This is a genomic window from Lysobacter sp. DMC104, from assembly GCF_056313665.1.
In genome coordinates this window covers 105,152-120,720 of record NZ_JBQUZW010000014.1, presented here as the reverse complement: position 1 = coordinate 120,720, position 15,569 = coordinate 105,152, and the positions used below count along the sequence as shown (strand labels likewise).

The window sequence follows — 15,569 nt, the reverse complement described above, 5'->3', positions numbered from 1 at the left end:
TCTTCATGAGTTCTCCTTGGTCTGTCGAGGGTAGAGAACTCACCTCCCGGGCGGCTACATGATTCGTCTCAGGTCACAGCAGGCATTTCCCTGCGTGAGGTTCAAGGCTGGAATCGGATTGCAAGGCGGAATCTTGCACCGCCGGTGCCTGCTTCGCGACTGATGCAGTGTCCTCACGCGGCGCCGGCTCCGGGGTGGCGGGCGCCTCTGTTGCACTCGCCTGCGCCTGCTGAGGCCTCCCACCATAGCGCGCCATCAGGATTTCCGGGCTGGCGGTCTGAACAAAGAACTCACGTTTTGCCTTGTCCGTCCATGCAACCGTGTAGCCCGTGGCGCCTTCGCCTCCCGCATGCTTCGTTCTTGCCAAGCACACCAAGAACCCGCTCTGCCGGTCTTTGAAGAGTTCCGTGGTCTCGCCCAGCCCGTGGATTTGCATGCCGGGCGCGGCTGCACCGGCTCCTAGCAAGTTTAAGACTTGGCTCGCCTGCTGATTGAGCAGCTGAACGACCTTCTCTTGAACCTCGGGCGTATCGCAGGCCATTTCGTCCGACAAGAAGTGGTCTTTTATGGCTGGCACGAAGATGGCGACCACGGCCCCCAGCAGGCAAACGAAGCAGAACGTACCGATGATCCAGAGCAGCGCGGTTATCCACCATGACCGCTTGCCCCTTAGCAGCTTCCTCTTCCGCTGATCGAACTCTTTGGGGGTCAGGACACCCTTGTCCCGCAACTCCGCCAGCCGGCTCAGTTCCTCCGCCAGGTTCATTTCAGCCCCCCACGGGCGATCGCTACGGCGCGTAGCCAATGCTAATCGTAGTATGTCGAATCGTAGTATTCAAACGCGGACGATCCGGGCATGCCCCGGGGTCCCGAAGAAACAGGTCTGGTCATGGTGTTCGCCGCGAACGTGCGGCGGCTGAGGACCGAGCGCGGGCTGTCCCAAGAGGACTTGGCAGAGGCCGCCGGCGTCCACCGGACCTACATCGGCATGCTTGAACGCGGCGAAAAGAACGTCACGATCTACAACATTGAGCGGATCGCGAGGGCGCTGGGAGTTGTGCCCGCTCTACTACTCACGGAGTGACTCGAATATGGCGAAGAGGACGCGCCCACCGGAAAGAATGGTCTACTGCAGCAATAGACCTATCTGCCAGCGAACCAGCGCGCTTAAAGTCGGAGACTATTCGTGTGACTATCCAAGCGAGGCGGTTGAAAAAGAAAGAATTCACTTCCGTGCCGATGCTCAATTAGCCGGCACAGTTGTCCAATGCTCAATGTGTGCGCACTACACCGTGTTCTATGATCCATCTGAAGACTTTGCTGAGCGCGGCAGACAATAGATTTCGGCGAGTGGCGCCAGACGCCAGTACGCTCTGACCATCTGCTTGTACTCAAGCGATTCCCGCGAGTAGAGAGCGTCTGGCGACTTGAATGCAGCTTCAAGAGCCATGAAAACGCCAAGGTTGAAGAAGCACTCTTTGTCACTCTTGGCTGGCTCAATCTCTACGGTTTCTGTGCTGTTCCTTTCCATGGGTTGATGCTATCCGACCCGCTATTGGACACCGCTCAATCGCTTTCCGAATCGTGCGGCGTACGCTTCTTGTACGGCCCACGCTTCTTCGCGATCGGCGCTGGCACGAGGGCTGCAATCTCTTCCAGCGTCCAGACGCGATCACTCACGCCAGCCTGCATCGAAGGCGTGACGCGCAGCGTTTTGTGGATGCGTCCGAAGTTGTAGTGCATGAAGTGCAGCGCGATGGCGGCGGCGTGGTTCTCGACCTTCTTTGAGAAGCCGTTGGTGAGGCGAGTGAAGCGGCGCATCGACATCCGCATCGTCAGGTTCTGGCGCTCGACGTAGCTGGTCGAGACGTGCGCCATGTCCGGGTTGCCGGTGACGCGCTTCTTTTCGGCTGATACGAACTCGACCGGGCTGTACTTGCGCTCCGGAGACTGTGGGCCTTCGCCGTAGTGCTTCACAAGCATGGCGTAGTCCACTGCGCTGCCGAAGGCCTCCTCCACGGCATTGACGTAGACCTTGTGGCCGTCAGAGGTCAGTTGGACCCGGTTCGCCAGGCGGCCCGCCAAGTCGCTGATGAACGCCTTGGCGGCATCACCGTCGCGGGTTCCGACCATCCATGAGGCGACCAGCTTGGAATCGGCGTCGATCGCCGTCCACGTCCACACGTCGCCGATCCCGAACTCGCCCTTGCGGTCGTCCGGCACGTTCTTCTGCTTCGCGCCCACAAACGACCAGATTTCGTCGCACTGGATCCGCTTGCACGGCAGGTTCCGCAGCACGCCGTCTTGGTACTCGGCGCAGGCCGCACCGGTGTCCACAAGCAGCTTGGTCACGGTATTGATCGAGCAATCTGCCAGCCGCGAGGCCGCCCGCAGACTCATCCCCTCTACGAGGAACCCGAGGATCTGAGCGCGCTTGGCGAGGGGCATCCAGTTCATAGTGAACAGAATGCTTAGAGCGAATCGCATGGCCTGCGACCGCGAGACAGCCCCTCAAAGACCCGACAAGCGGTCTACTTGCTCCAGCGCGCCTTCGCAGCCTTCCTGGCGATCTCCGACCGCTCCTCCGCCGTCAGCGCCCCAGCCCGGGCCTTCCCGCCCTTCCGGCCACGCCTCACCGCCGCCACGAGCTTCGGCGCAGGCTCCTCCGGCATCGCCTCCGGCTCCTCCCCGGTCGCAACGTCCACCAGCAGCTTTGCCAACTGGTTCGTGTCGCGGGGTCTCTTGGGTTTCGTAGCCATGCCCCGATTGTCCCCCTCCGGGGCTGGCCGCTCAAGGAAGACGGGATTCAAACTGAGACACTACCCGGATCCGGGGCGCGCCGGGCGCCGGCCGCTACAATACCGACTCCCCACGCCGCCGCGAGTCCCGCATGTCCGACGCCGTTTCCGCCCCCGTCGAGGTCCTCACCATCGACGGTCCTTCCGGGTCCGGCAAGGGCACGATCAGCCGGCTCGTGGCCGCACGACTGGGCTGGCATTACCTCGACTCCGGTGCCCTCTACCGGGCGATCGGCGTCGCCGCCGGCTGGGCCGACCTCGACCTGGCCGATCCGGCGGCGCTGGTCCGCTGCGCCTTCGATACCCGGATCGGGTTCGTCGAGCGCGTCGACGGCGAACTGCGGGTGATCGTCAACGAACTGGACGCCACCGACGAGCTGCGCACCGAAACCGCCGGCGCCGCGGCTTCGGCCATTGCCGCCGTGCCGGAAGTCCGGGCCGCGCTCCGCGACCGCCAGCGGGCGTTCCGCCGCCCCCCGGGCTTGGTCGCCGACGGCCGCGACATGGGGACGGTGATCTTCCCCGATGCCCGGTACAAGGTCTTTCTCACCGCCAGCCCGGAGGAACGGGCGCAGAGGCGGTATAAGCAGTTGAAAGACAAGGGGGTTTCGGTTATGCTCGACGACCTGCTGCGGGAAATCCTTGCCCGCGACGCCCGCGACGCTAACCGCGCCGTGGCGCCCCTGCGGCCGGCGGAAGACGCCGTCTGCATCGACACCACGGGGCTCGGCATCGAAGCGGTCGTCGAACGCGTGCTGGCCCTCGTGCCGGTGCGGCACGACTGACCGCATCGCCGCGCGCGAAGTTCCACCGCAGCAGGACAGGCCGACGGGGCGCGCATGCGCCGCGTCGTCGTTTTTCCATCCAACACACTCATCACGGCCAACGGCAATCCCGCCAGGCCCGCAACGGGTGGATCGCGCCGCGTGTCCTTCCACGCACGCCGCCGATCTGTGTCATCAACCGAGCAATCAACTCATGACCGAATCATTCGCAGAACTGTTCGAACAGAGCGCGGCCGCCAATCTGGCCAAGCTCAAGCCCGGCTCCATCGTCACCGGCACCGTCGTCGACGTGCGCAACGACGTGGTGGTCATCAACGCCGGCCTGAAGTCCGAGGGCATCGTGCCCATCGAACAGTTCCGTAACGACGCCGGCGAGATCGACGTGGGCATCGGCGACATCGTCAAGGTGGCGCTGGACTCCCTCGAGAACGGTTTCGGCGAAACCATCCTCTCCCGCGACAAGGCCAAGCGCGCCATGGTGTGGGACGAGCTCGAGCAGGCGCTCGAGAAGAACGAAACCATCACCGGCCGCATCAGCGGCAAGGTCAAGGGCGGCTTCACCGTCGACATCAAGGACGTCCGCGCGTTCCTGCCGGGTTCGCTGGTCGACGTGCGCCCGGTCCGCGACCCGGTGTACCTGGAAGGCAAGGAACTCGAGTTCAAGCTCATCAAGCTGGACCGCAAGCGCAACAATGTCGTCGTCTCCCGCCGCGCGGTGGTCGAGAGCGAGCATTCGGAAGAGCGCGAGCAGCTGCTCGAGAAGCTGGTCGAGGGCGCCAAGCTCAAGGGCGTGGTCAAGAACCTCACCGACTACGGCGCGTTCGTGGACCTCGGCGGCATCGACGGCCTGCTGCACATCACCGACATGGCGTGGAAGCGCGTCCGTCATCCGTCCGAAGTGGTCGAAGTCGGCCAGGAACTCGAAGTCCGCGTGCTGAAGTACGACCGCGAGCGCAACCGCGTCAGCCTCGGCCTCAAGCAGCTGGGCGAGGATCCGTGGGACAACATCGCGCGCCGCTACCCGGCCAACATGCGCATGTTCGGCAAGGTCTCCAACGTCACCGATTACGGCGCGTTCGTCGAGATCGAGCCGGGCGTCGAAGGCCTGGTGCACGTTTCCGAGATGGACTGGACCAACAAGAACGTCAACCCGTCCAAGGTCGTGCAGGTCGGTGACGAAGTCGAAGTGATGATCCTCGACGTGGATGAAGAGCGTCGCCGCATCTCGCTGGGCATGAAGCAGTGCACCCAGAACCCGTGGGAAGTGTTCGCCGCGACCCACAAGAAGAACGACAAGGTGTCGGGCCAGATCAAGTCGATCACCGACTTCGGCATCTTCATCGGCCTGGACGGCGGCATCGACGGCCTCATCCACCTCTCCGACCTCAGCTGGAACACCACCGGCGAGGACGTGGTCCGCAACTTCAAGAAGGGCGACACGCTGGACGCCGTGGTCCTCGCCGTCGATCCGGAACGCGAGCGCATCAGCCTCGGCGTGAAGCAGCTGGAGCAGGATCCGTTCGGCCAGTTCATGGCCGGTCATCCGAAGGGCTCGAAGGTCGCCGGCACCGTGAAGGACGTCGACGCGAAGGGCGCGACGATCGACCTCGGCGACGGCATCGAAGGCTACGTGTCGGCCCGCGACATCAGCTACGACCGCGTGGACGACGCCACCCAGCACCTGCGCGTCGGCGACGCCGTCGAGGCGAAGCTGGTCGGCATGGACCGCAAGGGCCGCACGCTGCAGCTGTCGATCAAGGCGAAGGACGAAGCCGAGACGCAGGAAGCGCTGGCCGAGTACAACAAGGCCTCCGCCGACGCCGCCAGCGGCACCACCAAGCTGGGCGCGCTGCTGCGCGAGCAGCTGGAAAGCCGCTCCGAGTGATCTGCATCACGCGCTGCGACGGCCCGGGACACTCCCGGGCCGTCGTGGTGTGATCCGGCTGCGCCCGCCCGTCAAGACCGCGAACGCCCATGACCAAATCCGAACTGATCGAGATCCTGTCCCAGCGTCAGGGACATCTGAAGGCCGACGACGTCGACCTCGCGGTCAAGTCGTTGCTGGAAATGATGGGCGCCTCGCTGTCGCAGGGCGACCGGATCGAGATCCGCGGATTCGGCAGCTTTTCCCTGCATTACCGTCCGCCGCGCACCGGTCGCAACCCCAAGACCGGCGATGCCGTGGCGCTGCCCGGCAAGCACGTACCGCATTTCAAGCCGGGCAAGGAGCTGCGCGACCGCGTCAGCGACGTCGTCCCGTTGCCGCCCGAAGACTGATCCCCGGGCCGATCCCGCGAGTGGAGTTCCTGCCGGCGGATGTCAGCACGAATCAAGCCCTCCCGCTGCATTCCCATTCCCATTCCCGTCTCGACGCCCCGGCCGCCTGCGGTTTCCGGGTCGGTAGAGCGTCTGCCGCCGCCATCGGTCGCGATCCGGTGGGCAACGGCATACACTGATCCCCGTTCAGGTCCCCCGGCCCGTCTCTGCTCATGCGATTCCTGCGCGCCCTGTTCGCCCTCGCATTCCTCGCTGCCGGCGTGACGCTGGGCGTGCTCAACGCCGGCGTCGCGACCGTGGACCTCGGCGTGGTCCGCCTGCATGCCGGGCTGGGCGTGCTCCTGCTGTGCACGTTGCTGGCCGGCGTGCTGCTGGGCGGCCTGGCGATCGTGGTGTCGGTCGTGCTGCCGCTGCGTCGCGCCCAGCGCACCGCCCCCGCGGTCCCGCCGACGGCGACGTCTTCCCTTTCCCCGACCACGGAGCCTTGAGATGGCCTTCATCTCCGAGTGGTTCTGGTATTTCCTGCTGATCCCGCTGGCCGCCGTCATCGGCTGGGTGATCGGCCGTCGCGGTGGCGAGCGCCACAGCGACCATCAGGTCAGCCGACTCTCCACCACCTACTTCCGCGGCCTCAACTACCTGCTCAACGAGCAGCCGGACAAGGCGATCGAACTGTTCCTGCATGTCGCCGAGCTCGACAAGGACACCTTCGAGACCCAGGTCGCGCTGGGCCACCTGTTCCGCCGCCGCGGCGAGGTCGATCGCGCGATCCGCCTGCATCAGGGGCTGGTGCAGCGTTCCGACCTGAGCGACCACCAGCGCGTGCAGGCGCTGCTGGCGCTGGGCGAGGACTACATGCGTTCGGGCCTGCTCGATCGTGCCGAAACCGTGTTCACCGACCTCGCGAAGCTCGACGATCGCGCGCCACAGGCGCTGCGCCACCTCATCGGCATCTATCAGGCCGAGCGCGACTGGTCGCAGGCGATCGAGAAGGCCTCGCGCTACGAAGCGGTGACCGGCGAGCCGATGGGCAAGCTGATCGCGCAGTTCGAGTGCGAACTCGCAGAGCGCCATCGCGCCGCGGGCGAAGTCGATGCCGCGCGCGCCGCGATCGCCCGCGCCTACGCCGCCGACTCCACCGCCGTGCGCGCGGGCATGCTCGAAGGACGCATCGAATTCGAGGCCGGCCAGCACGCCTCCGCGATCCGTGCCTACGAACGTGCGGCGCGGCATGATCCCGATTATCTGCCCGAGGTGCTGCCGAACCTGCTCGTCTGCTACGACAAGGTCGGCGATCCGAGTGGCGCGCGGACGTTCCTCACCGAGATGTGCGAGCACTACCGCGGCATCGCACCGGTGCTGGCGCTGACCCGGCTGGTCGAGGCGGGCGAGGGCGTGCATGCCGCGCGCGATTACCTCGCACGGCAACTGAAGGAGCGGCCGTCGGTGCGCGGCGAGGCGGCGTTGATCGATCTCAGTCTGGCCGATGAAACCGATCCCGTCGCCACGCTGCAGGATCTCAAGCACGTCACCGAACAACTGCTGGTGCGTAATCCCAGCTACCGCTGCAACCGTTGCGGCTTCGGTGCGCGCAGCCATCACTGGCAATGCCCGAGCTGCAAGGAGTGGGGCACGGTCAAGCCGCTGCTGAACTACGCCGTCGTCTGATGACGTTGTCGCTCGGCACCTCGCTGTGGTGTGCGCTGTTCGCGGCGCTCGCTGCCGCGGGCACGTGGGCGGCGCGGATGTACGCGCTGCGCCGCCGCCTGCTCGACCTGCCTGGCGAGCGTCGCAGCCACACCGTGCCGACGCCGCGTGGCGGTGGCATCGCGGTCGTGTCCACCGTGCTGCTCGCGATCGCCGCGCTGATCCTGCGCGTGCCGCGCGAGATCGTGCTGCTGGTGTGCGGCGGCCTCGGCCTGTTGCTGGTCGCGGGCATCGGCTGGCTCGACGATCATCGTCCGTTGTCGCCATGGCCGAAGCTCGCGGTGCATGTGCTGTCTGCCGGCTGGCTCGCGGCGGGTTTCTATCTTTCCGGTGCCGAGCCGCGCGTCGCGGGGCTGGTGTTCGGCATCGCGCTGGTGCTCGTCAACGTCTGGAATTTCATGGACGGCATCGACGGACTCGCGTCCACGCAGGCGATTCTGGTCGCGGCGGCGTTCGCCTGGTTGACCGGCGATGCCGTGGCGGTTCATGTCGGGTTGGCGTTGATCGCGGCACTCTTCGGCTTCCTTCCGTTCAACTTCCCGAGGGCTCGGATCTTCCTCGGCGACGTGGGCAGCGGGGCGTTGGGATATCTCCTGGCGTGGCTGGCTGGTGCCGTGCTGCAGACCTTGCCGTCTTCTGCGTGGCCACTGGCCCTGCTGCCGCCGTCGGCCTTCCTGCTCGATGCGGGCCTGACGCTGGTGCAGAGGACATTGCGAGGAGAGCGCTGGTGGACGCCGCATGTCGGCCATGCCTACCAGCGCTGGGCGCGGCGGGCCGGGAGCCACATTCCGGTCACGCTGTCATATGCGGCATGGACAATGGCCGGGTGCGCGCTGATGGCGTGGCTGGCGATGCGGCAGGGGAGAGGACTCGGGATGGTGGTTGCGCTGTGGATGACGATCGGATGCGTGCTGTGGGCCCGGCTTCGCCGCGGTCCCGACGTGTCGTCGGTCGTCGGAGGCGACGCGTGAACGGCCTCCGCGACCGCTTCGCCGGCGCGATGCCGCGGGCGGCCATCGTCGTCCACGACTTGTGCATGGTCTGGCTGTGCTGGACCGGTCTGCTCCAGTTCCGCTACGCGATCGTCGACCAGGCCGCGCGCCCGCTACTGTGGAGCACCGAGTCGCTGCTGGTGCTGGTCGCGCAGGGCCTCGTCTTCTGGCAAGTGGGCCTGTACCGCGGTGTGTGGCGCTTCGCCAGCGTCCCGGACCTGCTGAACATTCTCAAGGCGAGCATGTTCGGTCTGCTCGCCATCCTCTTCGTTCTCTTCATCTACAACCGCCTGGGCGTGGTGCCGCGCTCGGTGCTGGTGATGTATCCGTTCGTGCTCACGCTGATGCTCGGCGCGCCGCGGCTGTTGTATCGCTCGTGGAAGGACCATGGGCGCATCAACAGCGACAAGGCGGCGGTGAGGGTGCTGATCCTCGGTGCCGGCCGCGCCGGCGAGGCGCTGGTGCGCGACCTGCGCCGCACCGGCGCCTACCAGCCGGTCGGCATCCTCGACGATGCCGCGAAGCTGCGCGGCAGCCACCTTCACGGCGTGCCGGTGCTGGGCCGGATCGACGAGGTCGTGCGCATCGCGCCGGAAACCGCGGCCAAGCTGCTGGTCATCGCGATGCCGTCGCTGGAAGCGCGGCGCATGCGCGAGGTCATCGAGATCTGCGAACAGACCGGCATCCCGTTCCGCATGGTGCCGCGCCTCAACGACATCCTCGAAGGCCGCTCGCTGCCGGGCGAACTGAAGGAAGTCGCGATCGAGGACCTGCTCGGCCGCGCGCCGGTGGTGCCCGACTGGAAGGCGATGCGCGACTGGCTGGGTGGCCGCAGCGTGCTGGTCACCGGTGCCGGCGGCTCGATCGGGTCCGAACTCTGCCGCCAGTGCGCGCGCCACGGCGCCCGCCGGATCGCACTGGTCGAGATCGACGAACTGTCGCTGATCACCACCGAGATGCGGTTGCGCCGCGACTTCCCCGAGATCGAACTCGTCCCGCTGCTGGGTGACTGCGGCGACCCGGCGGTGATCCGCCACGCGCTGTCGCTGACCGGGCCTGATGCCGTGTTCCACGCCGCCGCATACAAGCAGGTGCCGCTGCTCGAAGCGCAGTTGCGCGAGGCGGTGCGCAACAACGTGCTGGCGACCGAGACCGTGGCCCGTGCCAGCGCTGCCGCCGGCGTCGGCACCTTCGTGCTGATCTCCACCGACAAGGCGGTGGATCCGGTGAACGTGCTCGGCGCGACCAAGCGCCTGGCCGAGATGCTGTGCCAGTCGCTCGCCGATCCGCGCTCCACGCGCTTCGTGACCGTGCGTTTCGGCAACGTGCTGGATTCCGCCGGCAGCGTCGTGCCGCTGTTCCGCGAGCAGATCCGCAACGGCGGCCCGGTGACCGTCACCGACCCCGACGTCACCCGCTTCTTCATGACCATTCCCGAAGCCTGCCAGTTGATCCTGCAGGCGTCGGCGATCGGTGCGCAGCAGGCGGTCTACACCCTCGACATGGGCGAGCCGGTGTCGATCCGCGTGCTGGCGGAACAGATGATCCGCCTCGCCGGCAAGCAACCGGGGCGCGACATCGCGATCGTCTACACCGGCCTGCGTCCCGGCGAAAAGCTGCACGAGACGTTGTTCCACGCTGACGAGCGCTATCGCCCGACCTCGCATCCGAAAATCCTGCAGGCCGCCGCGCGGCAGGTCCCCGCGGACGCCATCGCCGAGGCACTGCTGTGCCTGCGCGAAGCGGCCACGGCCTACGATCTCGATGCGCTGGCGGTGACCCTGCGTGACGCGGTGCCGGAATTCGTGCCGCTGGCGCCGCCTGCACCCTCCGCCTCGCCTGCGGCCACCGTGGTACCGTTTCCCGCGCGCAACGCGCGCAGGACCTGACCGCCACCACATCGCCCTCGTGATCCGTCCCGCATGACCCGCATCCGCAAAGCCGTGTTCCCGGTGGCCGGCCTCGGCACCCGTTTCCTGCCCGCCACCAAGACCGTGCCCAAGGAGATGCTGCCGATCGTCGACCGGCCGTTGATCCAGTACGCCGTGGACGAGGCGATCGAGGCCGGCTGCGACACGCTGATCTTCGTCACCAATCGCTACAAGCACGCGGTGGCCGACTATTTCGACAAGGCCTACGAGCTGGAGCAGAAGCTGGAGAAATCCGGCAAGACCGAACAGCTCGACCTCGTCCGCAACATCCTGCCGCCGCACGTGCGCGCGGTGTTCGTGACCCAGGCCGAGGCATTGGGGCTGGGCCACGCGGTGCTGTGCGCCAAGCCCATCGTTGGCGACGAACCGTTCGCGGTGCTGTTGCCGGACGACCTGATCTGGAATCGCGGCCCCGGTGCGCTGCGCCAGATGGCCGATGTGGCCGAGGCCACGGGCGCCAGCGTGATCGCGGTGCAGGACGTGCCGCACGACAAGACCGGCAGCTACGGCATCGTCGCGACCGGCGAATTCGACGGTCGCAGTGCGCCGATCCACGCGATCGTCGAGAAGCCGAAACCCGAGGTCGCACCCAGCAACCTGGCGGTGGTCGGTCGCTACGTGCTGGACGGCAGCATCTTCGGGCTGCTGGAAAACACCACGCCGGGCAATGGTGGCGAGATCCAGCTCACCGACGCCATCGCCGCGCTGCTCGTGCAGCGGCCGGTGCATGCCTACCGTTTCCAGGGCACGCGCTTCGATTGCGGGACACATCTGGGCCTGATCGAGGCCACCATCCGCTACGCGCTGGACAACGAGAAACTCAGCGACGCCGCGCGCGGCATGATGCAGGACGCGCTCAGCGAACTGGGCGTGGTCGACCTGGCCTGACGGGCCGGCACATCGCCTGCACGTCGCTGGTATACACTCGACCGGCGTTCCGTCCTGCGCCGCTGTTGCGTTGCGCAGGACCGGTTGGATCGGGCGCGGGACGCGCCGTCGCGGTGGATCACCGCATCGAGATCGCGGCGATCGCATCCGGCGGTCGCGGGGGTCGCCGGCGCCCGCTCGCACGCGCCGCAGGAGCCCACGCATGTCGCTGCAGACCCGCATCCGCGCACTGGAAACGCTGGGCGCCGGCCGGGTGCTGGCGCTGTCGGCCGCGAACCTGGACCTTGACCTGCTGCCCGCGCTCCATGACACGCTGTGCGCCTTCGGGCGCTGCGAACGATTGCTCGTGCTGCTCCACGGCCATGGCGGCGAAGCCAACGCCATGCGCCGGGTCGCGTTGCGGCTGCATGCCGGCACCGACCGCCTGGTGCTGCTGGCGCCGCAGGCCTGCGGCGTGGCGGGCACGCTGCTGGCCTTCGCCGCGCACGAGATCGTCGTCTCTCCGTCGACGACCTTCGCGTCGGTCGATCGTCCGCTTCCGGTCGAAGGCGCCGAGGGCCCCTCGGCACTCCCGGTGCAGGCCCTGCGCGAGACGTGGCGCGATGTCCGCGATGCCTTCGGCCTCGACGAGACGGCAGCGCGGACGAAGACGTTGCACCTGCTGGCCGATCACGTCTTCCCGACCATGCTCACCGCTTTCCATCGCCAAGCGCAGGAGCTGCAACGCATCGCCGATGCGCTGCTGTCGCTGCCCATGGCGGATCGCACCGCGAAACGCCGCGCCGGGATCGTGCAGGCGCTGCTGGACGGGCAGGGTCGCGCACTGGCCGCGGCCGAGCTGCATCGTCTCGGATTGCCCGTGGTCGAGGCGCCCGCGCTCGATGCCGAGGCCCGCGCATGCCTGCTCGCGCTGGAGCGACTCGCCGGGCCGGCATCGAACGAACACGACGACGACGGCTGCGATGCGGTGATCGCGACCGCTGACGGCGCGCAACGACGCCGACGGCGCAGGCACGCACCCGCAGGTCTCTGGGAGCAGGTCGCATGAACGGGCTCGATTACCTGGCAGAAGGCAGCCGCTGGTACGTGCTGCTGGCGCTGCTGGCCGCGGCCGCCGGCAAATCCTTCGATTTTTCCGCGTTCCGCGACAGCCTCGCGCGATCCTTCCCGTCGCTCGCCCGGTTCCATGGGGCGATGGCGGCGGGCATCGTCGCGGCCGAGTGGCTGATCGCGCTGGCCCTGCTGGCCGGTGGTCCGGTCGCCCGCCTCGGGATGGCGGCCGCGCTGGCGATGTTCGTCGTCTTCACCGCGGTGATCGGCACTTCGATCGTCCGCGGCCGCGCGATCGTGTGCAGTTGCTTCGGCACGTCGACGCACCGCGTCGGCCATCTCGATGTCGTCCGCAACCTGGTGCTGACCACGGCGGCCGCGATCGCATTGGCACATGGCATGCCGGCGATGCCGTGGCCGGTCGAACTGGTGCTGGCAGGACTGGCCGCCATCGGCGTGGCCGCTTCGGTCTGGCTGCGCGACCTGGCCTGGCTGCTGCGCGCGAAGCCGGCGAACTGAGTCGAAGGGGATGGGCATGGATCCGCAATTCATCACCGTCGTCCTCGGCCTGCTCGCCGTTTCCGTGGCGCTGAACTTCGTGTTGACGCTGCGGCTTGCGGCGATCGTCAACGCACAGGAGCAGGACCGCCTGCCGCTGTCGCTGCCCGCCGGTATGCCGTTGCCGGCGTTCACGGCGCGCACCGTCGACGGTCGCGTGGCCGCGTCGTCGTCGCTGCTGGGCGCGCCCGCGGTGCTGGTCTTCCTGTCCCCCGGCTGCGGCGAATGCAAGGCGCGACGCGAAGAACTGATCGACATGCACCCGGCGATGCAGCGCGCCGGCATCGCGCTGTGGGTGTTCGTCAACGCGAAGCAGGCGCAGGCGCGCGACTACCTGCGCGACACGCCGCTGGCGCCGCACGCCATGCGCATCGACAAGGCGACGAGCGCGAAGCTCAACCCGCGCATCGCGGCGCCGTTCTACCTGTTCGTCGATCCCGAAGGGCGGGTGATCGCCAGCCATTTCGCCGGCGATCCCGACTGGCGGAGTTTCCGCGAGCAGATGCGCGAATACGCCGATCCGGAGGGCGATGTGGCCGATGCGGAGACCGCCGGCGTCACGTCGGTCTGAATCCCGCCTCAGGACAGCAGTTGCAGTCGCGCGAGGTCCGCATAGAGCCCGCCTTCTGCGAGCAGGCTGGCGTGGGTGCCTTCGGCGACGATGCGGCCGCGGTCCATCACCACGATCCGGTCCGCTTTCTTCACCGTTGCCAGTCGATGGGCCACGACCAGCGTCGTGCGGCCGTGCATGAGCGTGTCGAGCGCGTCCTGGATCGCGCGCTCGCTTTGCGCGTCGAGCGCGCTCGTCGCTTCGTCCAGCAGCAACACCGGCGCGTCGGCGAGCACCGCGCGGGCGATCGCGATGCGCTGGCGCTGTCCGCCCGACAGCAGCACGCCGCGTTCGCCGAGCGCGGTCTCCAGCCCCTGCGGCAAGGCGTCGACGAAATCCAGCGCATGCGCGGCCCGCAGCGCGTCGACCAGCGCCGCGTCGTCGGCATCGAGGCGGGCGTAGCGCAGGTTCTCGGCGACGGTGGCGGCGAACAGCGTCGGTGACTGCGGCACCATCGCCAGTGCGCCGCGCCAGGCCACGGGATCGAATGCGCGCAGGTCGATCCCGTCGGCGGTGACGCGGCCCGAGGACGGATCGTGGAAGCGCAGCAGCAGCGACAGCACCGTACTCTTGCCGGCGCCGGAAGGACCGACCAGCGCCACGGTCTCGCCGGGCCGGACATGCAGGTCGAAATGGTCGAGCGCAGGCGCGTCCGGCCGCTGCGGGTAGTGGAACGTCACGTCCTCGAAACGCAGTTCGCCGCGCATCGGTTGCGGCACCGGCGTCGGCCGGGCGGGCGGCAGGATGGCCGGGGGCCGCGCCAGCAGGTCACCGATGCGGCCCATGCCGCCGGCGGCGCGCTGCACGTCGTTCCACACTTCCGCCAGGTCGCCCACGGACATCGCGCAGACCATCGCGTAGCCGACGAACTGGCCGAGGCCACCGACGGTCAGATTGTGCTCGATCACGCCGCGCACGCCGCGCCACAGCACGGTCAGCAGCACGGTGAACACCAGCGCCACCGCGACGAAGGTGATCAGCGCCTGCAGGATGATGCGGCGATCGGCGGCGCCCACCGCGCGATGCAGCGCGGCGGCGTAGCGCGCGCGCTCGTGCCGCTCGCGGGCATGCGCACGGACGGTATCGACCGCGCCCAGCGATTCGGTGGCACCGGCGTTGGCTTCGGCCAGGCGATCCTGCGCATTGCGCGCGACCGCGGCGATGCGCTTGCCGTTCATCAGCACCGGGATGACCGCGAGCGGGATCGCGATCAGTGACCACGCCGCCAGCCCCGGGCTGGTGGCGATCAGCAGCCAGGCGCTGCCGATGCCCGCGATGCCGCTGCCGATCGCGGCAGGCAGCGACGTGCCGATGACGTGGCGCAGCAGTTCGGCATCGGCGCCCAGCCGCGACAGGAGTTCGCCACTGCGGTTGGCGTCGTGGAAACCGGCGTCCAGCCCGATGAGATGGCCGTACAGCCGCATGCGCAGGTCGCCGACCACGCGTTCGCCGAGGTAGGACATGCACCAGAACTGCGCGGCGGCGCTGGCACCGAAGGCGACCGACACCAGCAGCATCAGCGTGAAGGCGTGGTCGACGGTGGCGCCCTGGCGGAAACCCTCGTCGATCATCACACCCAGCGTCTTCGGCACCGCCAGCGTGGCCGCGCTGGAGGCGGCGAGACTGAGCAGCCACAGCGCGAGCAGCCAGCCCTGACGCCGCAGGAAGGGCCAGAGATGACGGAGGGCGACGAGAGTGACGCGGGGCGGTGTGGGGGCGGGCATCGACGGTACGCGGGACGAGCGAGCCCGACGACAGCCGTCCCTGGCCCGAAACGAAGCGGGCGCCGACGGCGGCCCGACGCCGCAGTCTATCGGGTTTTCCGATCGTCGCCGGTGGTCCGGCCCCGGCCGCACGGCTGGCTCGCCGGATGCGCCGATTTCCTGAACGGGCCTCACGCAATGTGCCCGACGCGGTCGTTCAGGCAAGGCGGGCTGGGCTATGCTCCATCGACCGGGGCACGGGAGGGCCTC

General features: G+C 67.8%; 16 protein-coding genes. 12 read left to right on the top strand and 4 right to left on the bottom strand.

Going from position 1 to position 15,569, the window contains the following annotated elements; all coding sequences use genetic code 11:
- Positions 1-73: 73 nt before the first annotated feature.
- A complete protein-coding gene (locus ACT53R_RS16925) occupies positions 74-766 on the bottom strand; it encodes an SHOCT domain-containing protein (RefSeq protein WP_476173088.1) in 693 nt (230 codons plus the stop codon).
- Between the two features lie 90 nt (positions 767-856).
- Between ACT53R_RS16925 and ACT53R_RS16920 the strand changes: the two genes are divergently transcribed.
- Complete coding sequence (locus ACT53R_RS16920; protein WP_476173087.1) at positions 857-1,084, top strand: helix-turn-helix domain-containing protein; 228 nt, start codon at positions 857-859, stop codon at positions 1,082-1,084.
- Between the two features lie 482 nt (positions 1,085-1,566).
- On the opposite strand, the gene ACT53R_RS16915 is transcribed toward ACT53R_RS16920, so the two are convergent.
- Together ACT53R_RS16915 and ACT53R_RS16910 are read right to left on the bottom strand one after the other, a co-directional pair.
- Positions 1,567-2,457, bottom strand: coding sequence for an IS1 family transposase (locus ACT53R_RS16915; protein WP_476173086.1), 891 nt, complete (start codon positions 2,455-2,457; stop codon positions 1,567-1,569).
- A 74-nt stretch (positions 2,458-2,531) separates the two neighbouring features.
- Positions 2,532-2,759, bottom strand: a complete 228-nt coding sequence (locus tag ACT53R_RS16910) for a hypothetical protein (RefSeq protein ID WP_476173085.1) — start codon at positions 2,757-2,759, stop codon at positions 2,532-2,534.
- Positions 2,760-2,890: 131 nt separating this feature from the next.
- Between ACT53R_RS16910 and cmk the strand changes: the two genes are divergently transcribed.
- From cmk to ACT53R_RS16855, 11 genes are all read left to right on the top strand, one after another.
- Positions 2,891-3,583 (top strand): (d)CMP kinase, encoded by a 693-nt coding sequence (gene cmk / locus ACT53R_RS16905; RefSeq protein ID WP_476173084.1) that lies wholly within the window; start codon positions 2,891-2,893, stop codon positions 3,581-3,583.
- A 193-nt stretch (positions 3,584-3,776) separates the two neighbouring features.
- Entirely contained in the window at positions 3,777-5,468 is a 1,692-nt protein-coding gene (rpsA, locus tag ACT53R_RS16900; protein ID WP_476173083.1) for a 30S ribosomal protein S1, read from the top strand.
- Between the two features lie 89 nt (positions 5,469-5,557).
- Positions 5,558-5,860, top strand: coding sequence for an integration host factor subunit beta (locus ACT53R_RS16895; RefSeq protein ID WP_476173082.1), 303 nt, complete (start codon positions 5,558-5,560; stop codon positions 5,858-5,860).
- Between the two features lie 212 nt (positions 5,861-6,072).
- Complete coding sequence (locus ACT53R_RS16890; protein WP_476173081.1) at positions 6,073-6,348, top strand: hypothetical protein; 276 nt, start codon at positions 6,073-6,075, stop codon at positions 6,346-6,348.
- Position 6,349: 1 nt separating this feature from the next.
- Positions 6,350-7,528: a lipopolysaccharide assembly protein LapB gene (lapB, locus tag ACT53R_RS16885; RefSeq protein ID WP_476173080.1), complete on the top strand. Its 1,179-nt coding sequence runs from the start codon at positions 6,350-6,352 to the stop codon at positions 7,526-7,528.
- On the top strand, positions 7,468-8,538 hold the full coding sequence (locus ACT53R_RS16880; protein ID WP_476173079.1) for an MraY family glycosyltransferase: 1,071 nt from the start codon (positions 7,468-7,470) through the stop codon (positions 8,536-8,538). Before lapB ends, ACT53R_RS16880 begins: the two co-directional genes overlap by 61 nt.
- On the top strand, positions 8,535-10,448 hold the full coding sequence (locus ACT53R_RS16875) for a polysaccharide biosynthesis protein (RefSeq protein ID WP_476173078.1): 1,914 nt from the start codon (positions 8,535-8,537) through the stop codon (positions 10,446-10,448). Before ACT53R_RS16880 ends, ACT53R_RS16875 begins: the two co-directional genes overlap by 4 nt.
- A gap of 33 nt (positions 10,449-10,481) precedes the next feature.
- The gene (gene galU / locus ACT53R_RS16870) at positions 10,482-11,378 is read left to right on the top strand and encodes a UTP--glucose-1-phosphate uridylyltransferase GalU (RefSeq protein WP_476173077.1); all 897 of its coding nucleotides are present in this window, start codon (positions 10,482-10,484) and stop codon (positions 11,376-11,378) included.
- A 202-nt stretch (positions 11,379-11,580) separates the two neighbouring features.
- Complete coding sequence (locus tag ACT53R_RS16865) at positions 11,581-12,426, top strand: hypothetical protein (RefSeq protein WP_476173076.1); 846 nt, start codon at positions 11,581-11,583, stop codon at positions 12,424-12,426.
- A complete protein-coding gene (locus ACT53R_RS16860; protein ID WP_476173075.1) occupies positions 12,423-12,947 on the top strand; it encodes a MauE/DoxX family redox-associated membrane protein in 525 nt (174 codons plus the stop codon). Before ACT53R_RS16865 ends, ACT53R_RS16860 begins: the two co-directional genes overlap by 4 nt.
- A 16-nt stretch (positions 12,948-12,963) precedes the next feature.
- A complete protein-coding gene (locus ACT53R_RS16855; RefSeq protein WP_476173074.1) occupies positions 12,964-13,557 on the top strand; it encodes a TlpA family protein disulfide reductase in 594 nt (197 codons plus the stop codon).
- Between the two features lie 8 nt (positions 13,558-13,565).
- Here ACT53R_RS16855 and ACT53R_RS16850 read toward each other — a convergent pair whose 3' ends face one another.
- Positions 13,566-15,320, bottom strand: a complete 1,755-nt coding sequence (locus tag ACT53R_RS16850; protein ID WP_476173073.1) for an ABC transporter transmembrane domain-containing protein — start codon at positions 15,318-15,320, stop codon at positions 13,566-13,568.
- Between the last annotated feature and the right edge of the window lie 249 nt (positions 15,321-15,569).

Excerpts from the sequence above, each read along its gene's own strand:
- cmk (WP_476173084.1), top strand. The coding sequence starts at position 2,891 with ATGTCCGACGCCGTTTCCGCCCCCGTCGAGGTCCTCACCATCGACGGT.
- ACT53R_RS16865 (WP_476173076.1), top strand. The coding sequence starts at position 11,581 with ATGTCGCTGCAGACCCGCATCCGCGCACTGGAAACGCTGGGCGCCGGC.
- ACT53R_RS16895 (WP_476173082.1), top strand. The coding sequence starts at position 5,558 with ATGACCAAATCCGAACTGATCGAGATCCTGTCCCAGCGTCAGGGACAT.
- ACT53R_RS16910 (WP_476173085.1), bottom strand. The coding sequence starts at position 2,759 with ATGGCTACGAAACCCAAGAGACCCCGCGACACGAACCAGTTGGCAAAG.
- galU (WP_476173077.1), top strand. The coding sequence starts at position 10,482 with ATGACCCGCATCCGCAAAGCCGTGTTCCCGGTGGCCGGCCTCGGCACC.
- lapB (WP_476173080.1), top strand. The coding sequence starts at position 6,350 with ATGGCCTTCATCTCCGAGTGGTTCTGGTATTTCCTGCTGATCCCGCTG.
- ACT53R_RS16880 (WP_476173079.1), top strand. The coding sequence starts at position 7,468 with ATGCCCGAGCTGCAAGGAGTGGGGCACGGTCAAGCCGCTGCTGAACTA.
- ACT53R_RS16890 (WP_476173081.1), top strand. The coding sequence starts at position 6,073 with ATGCGATTCCTGCGCGCCCTGTTCGCCCTCGCATTCCTCGCTGCCGGC.
- ACT53R_RS16925 (WP_476173088.1), bottom strand. The coding sequence starts at position 766 with ATGAACCTGGCGGAGGAACTGAGCCGGCTGGCGGAGTTGCGGGACAAG.
- rpsA (WP_476173083.1), top strand. The coding sequence starts at position 3,777 with ATGACCGAATCATTCGCAGAACTGTTCGAACAGAGCGCGGCCGCCAAT.
- ACT53R_RS16860 (WP_476173075.1), top strand. The coding sequence starts at position 12,423 with ATGAACGGGCTCGATTACCTGGCAGAAGGCAGCCGCTGGTACGTGCTG.
- ACT53R_RS16855 (WP_476173074.1), top strand. The coding sequence starts at position 12,964 with ATGGATCCGCAATTCATCACCGTCGTCCTCGGCCTGCTCGCCGTTTCC.
- ACT53R_RS16920 (WP_476173087.1), top strand. The coding sequence starts at position 857 with ATGCCCCGGGGTCCCGAAGAAACAGGTCTGGTCATGGTGTTCGCCGCG.
- ACT53R_RS16915 (WP_476173086.1), bottom strand. The coding sequence starts at position 2,457 with ATGAACTGGATGCCCCTCGCCAAGCGCGCTCAGATCCTCGGGTTCCTC.
- ACT53R_RS16850 (WP_476173073.1), bottom strand. The coding sequence starts at position 15,320 with ATGCCCGCCCCCACACCGCCCCGCGTCACTCTCGTCGCCCTCCGTCAT.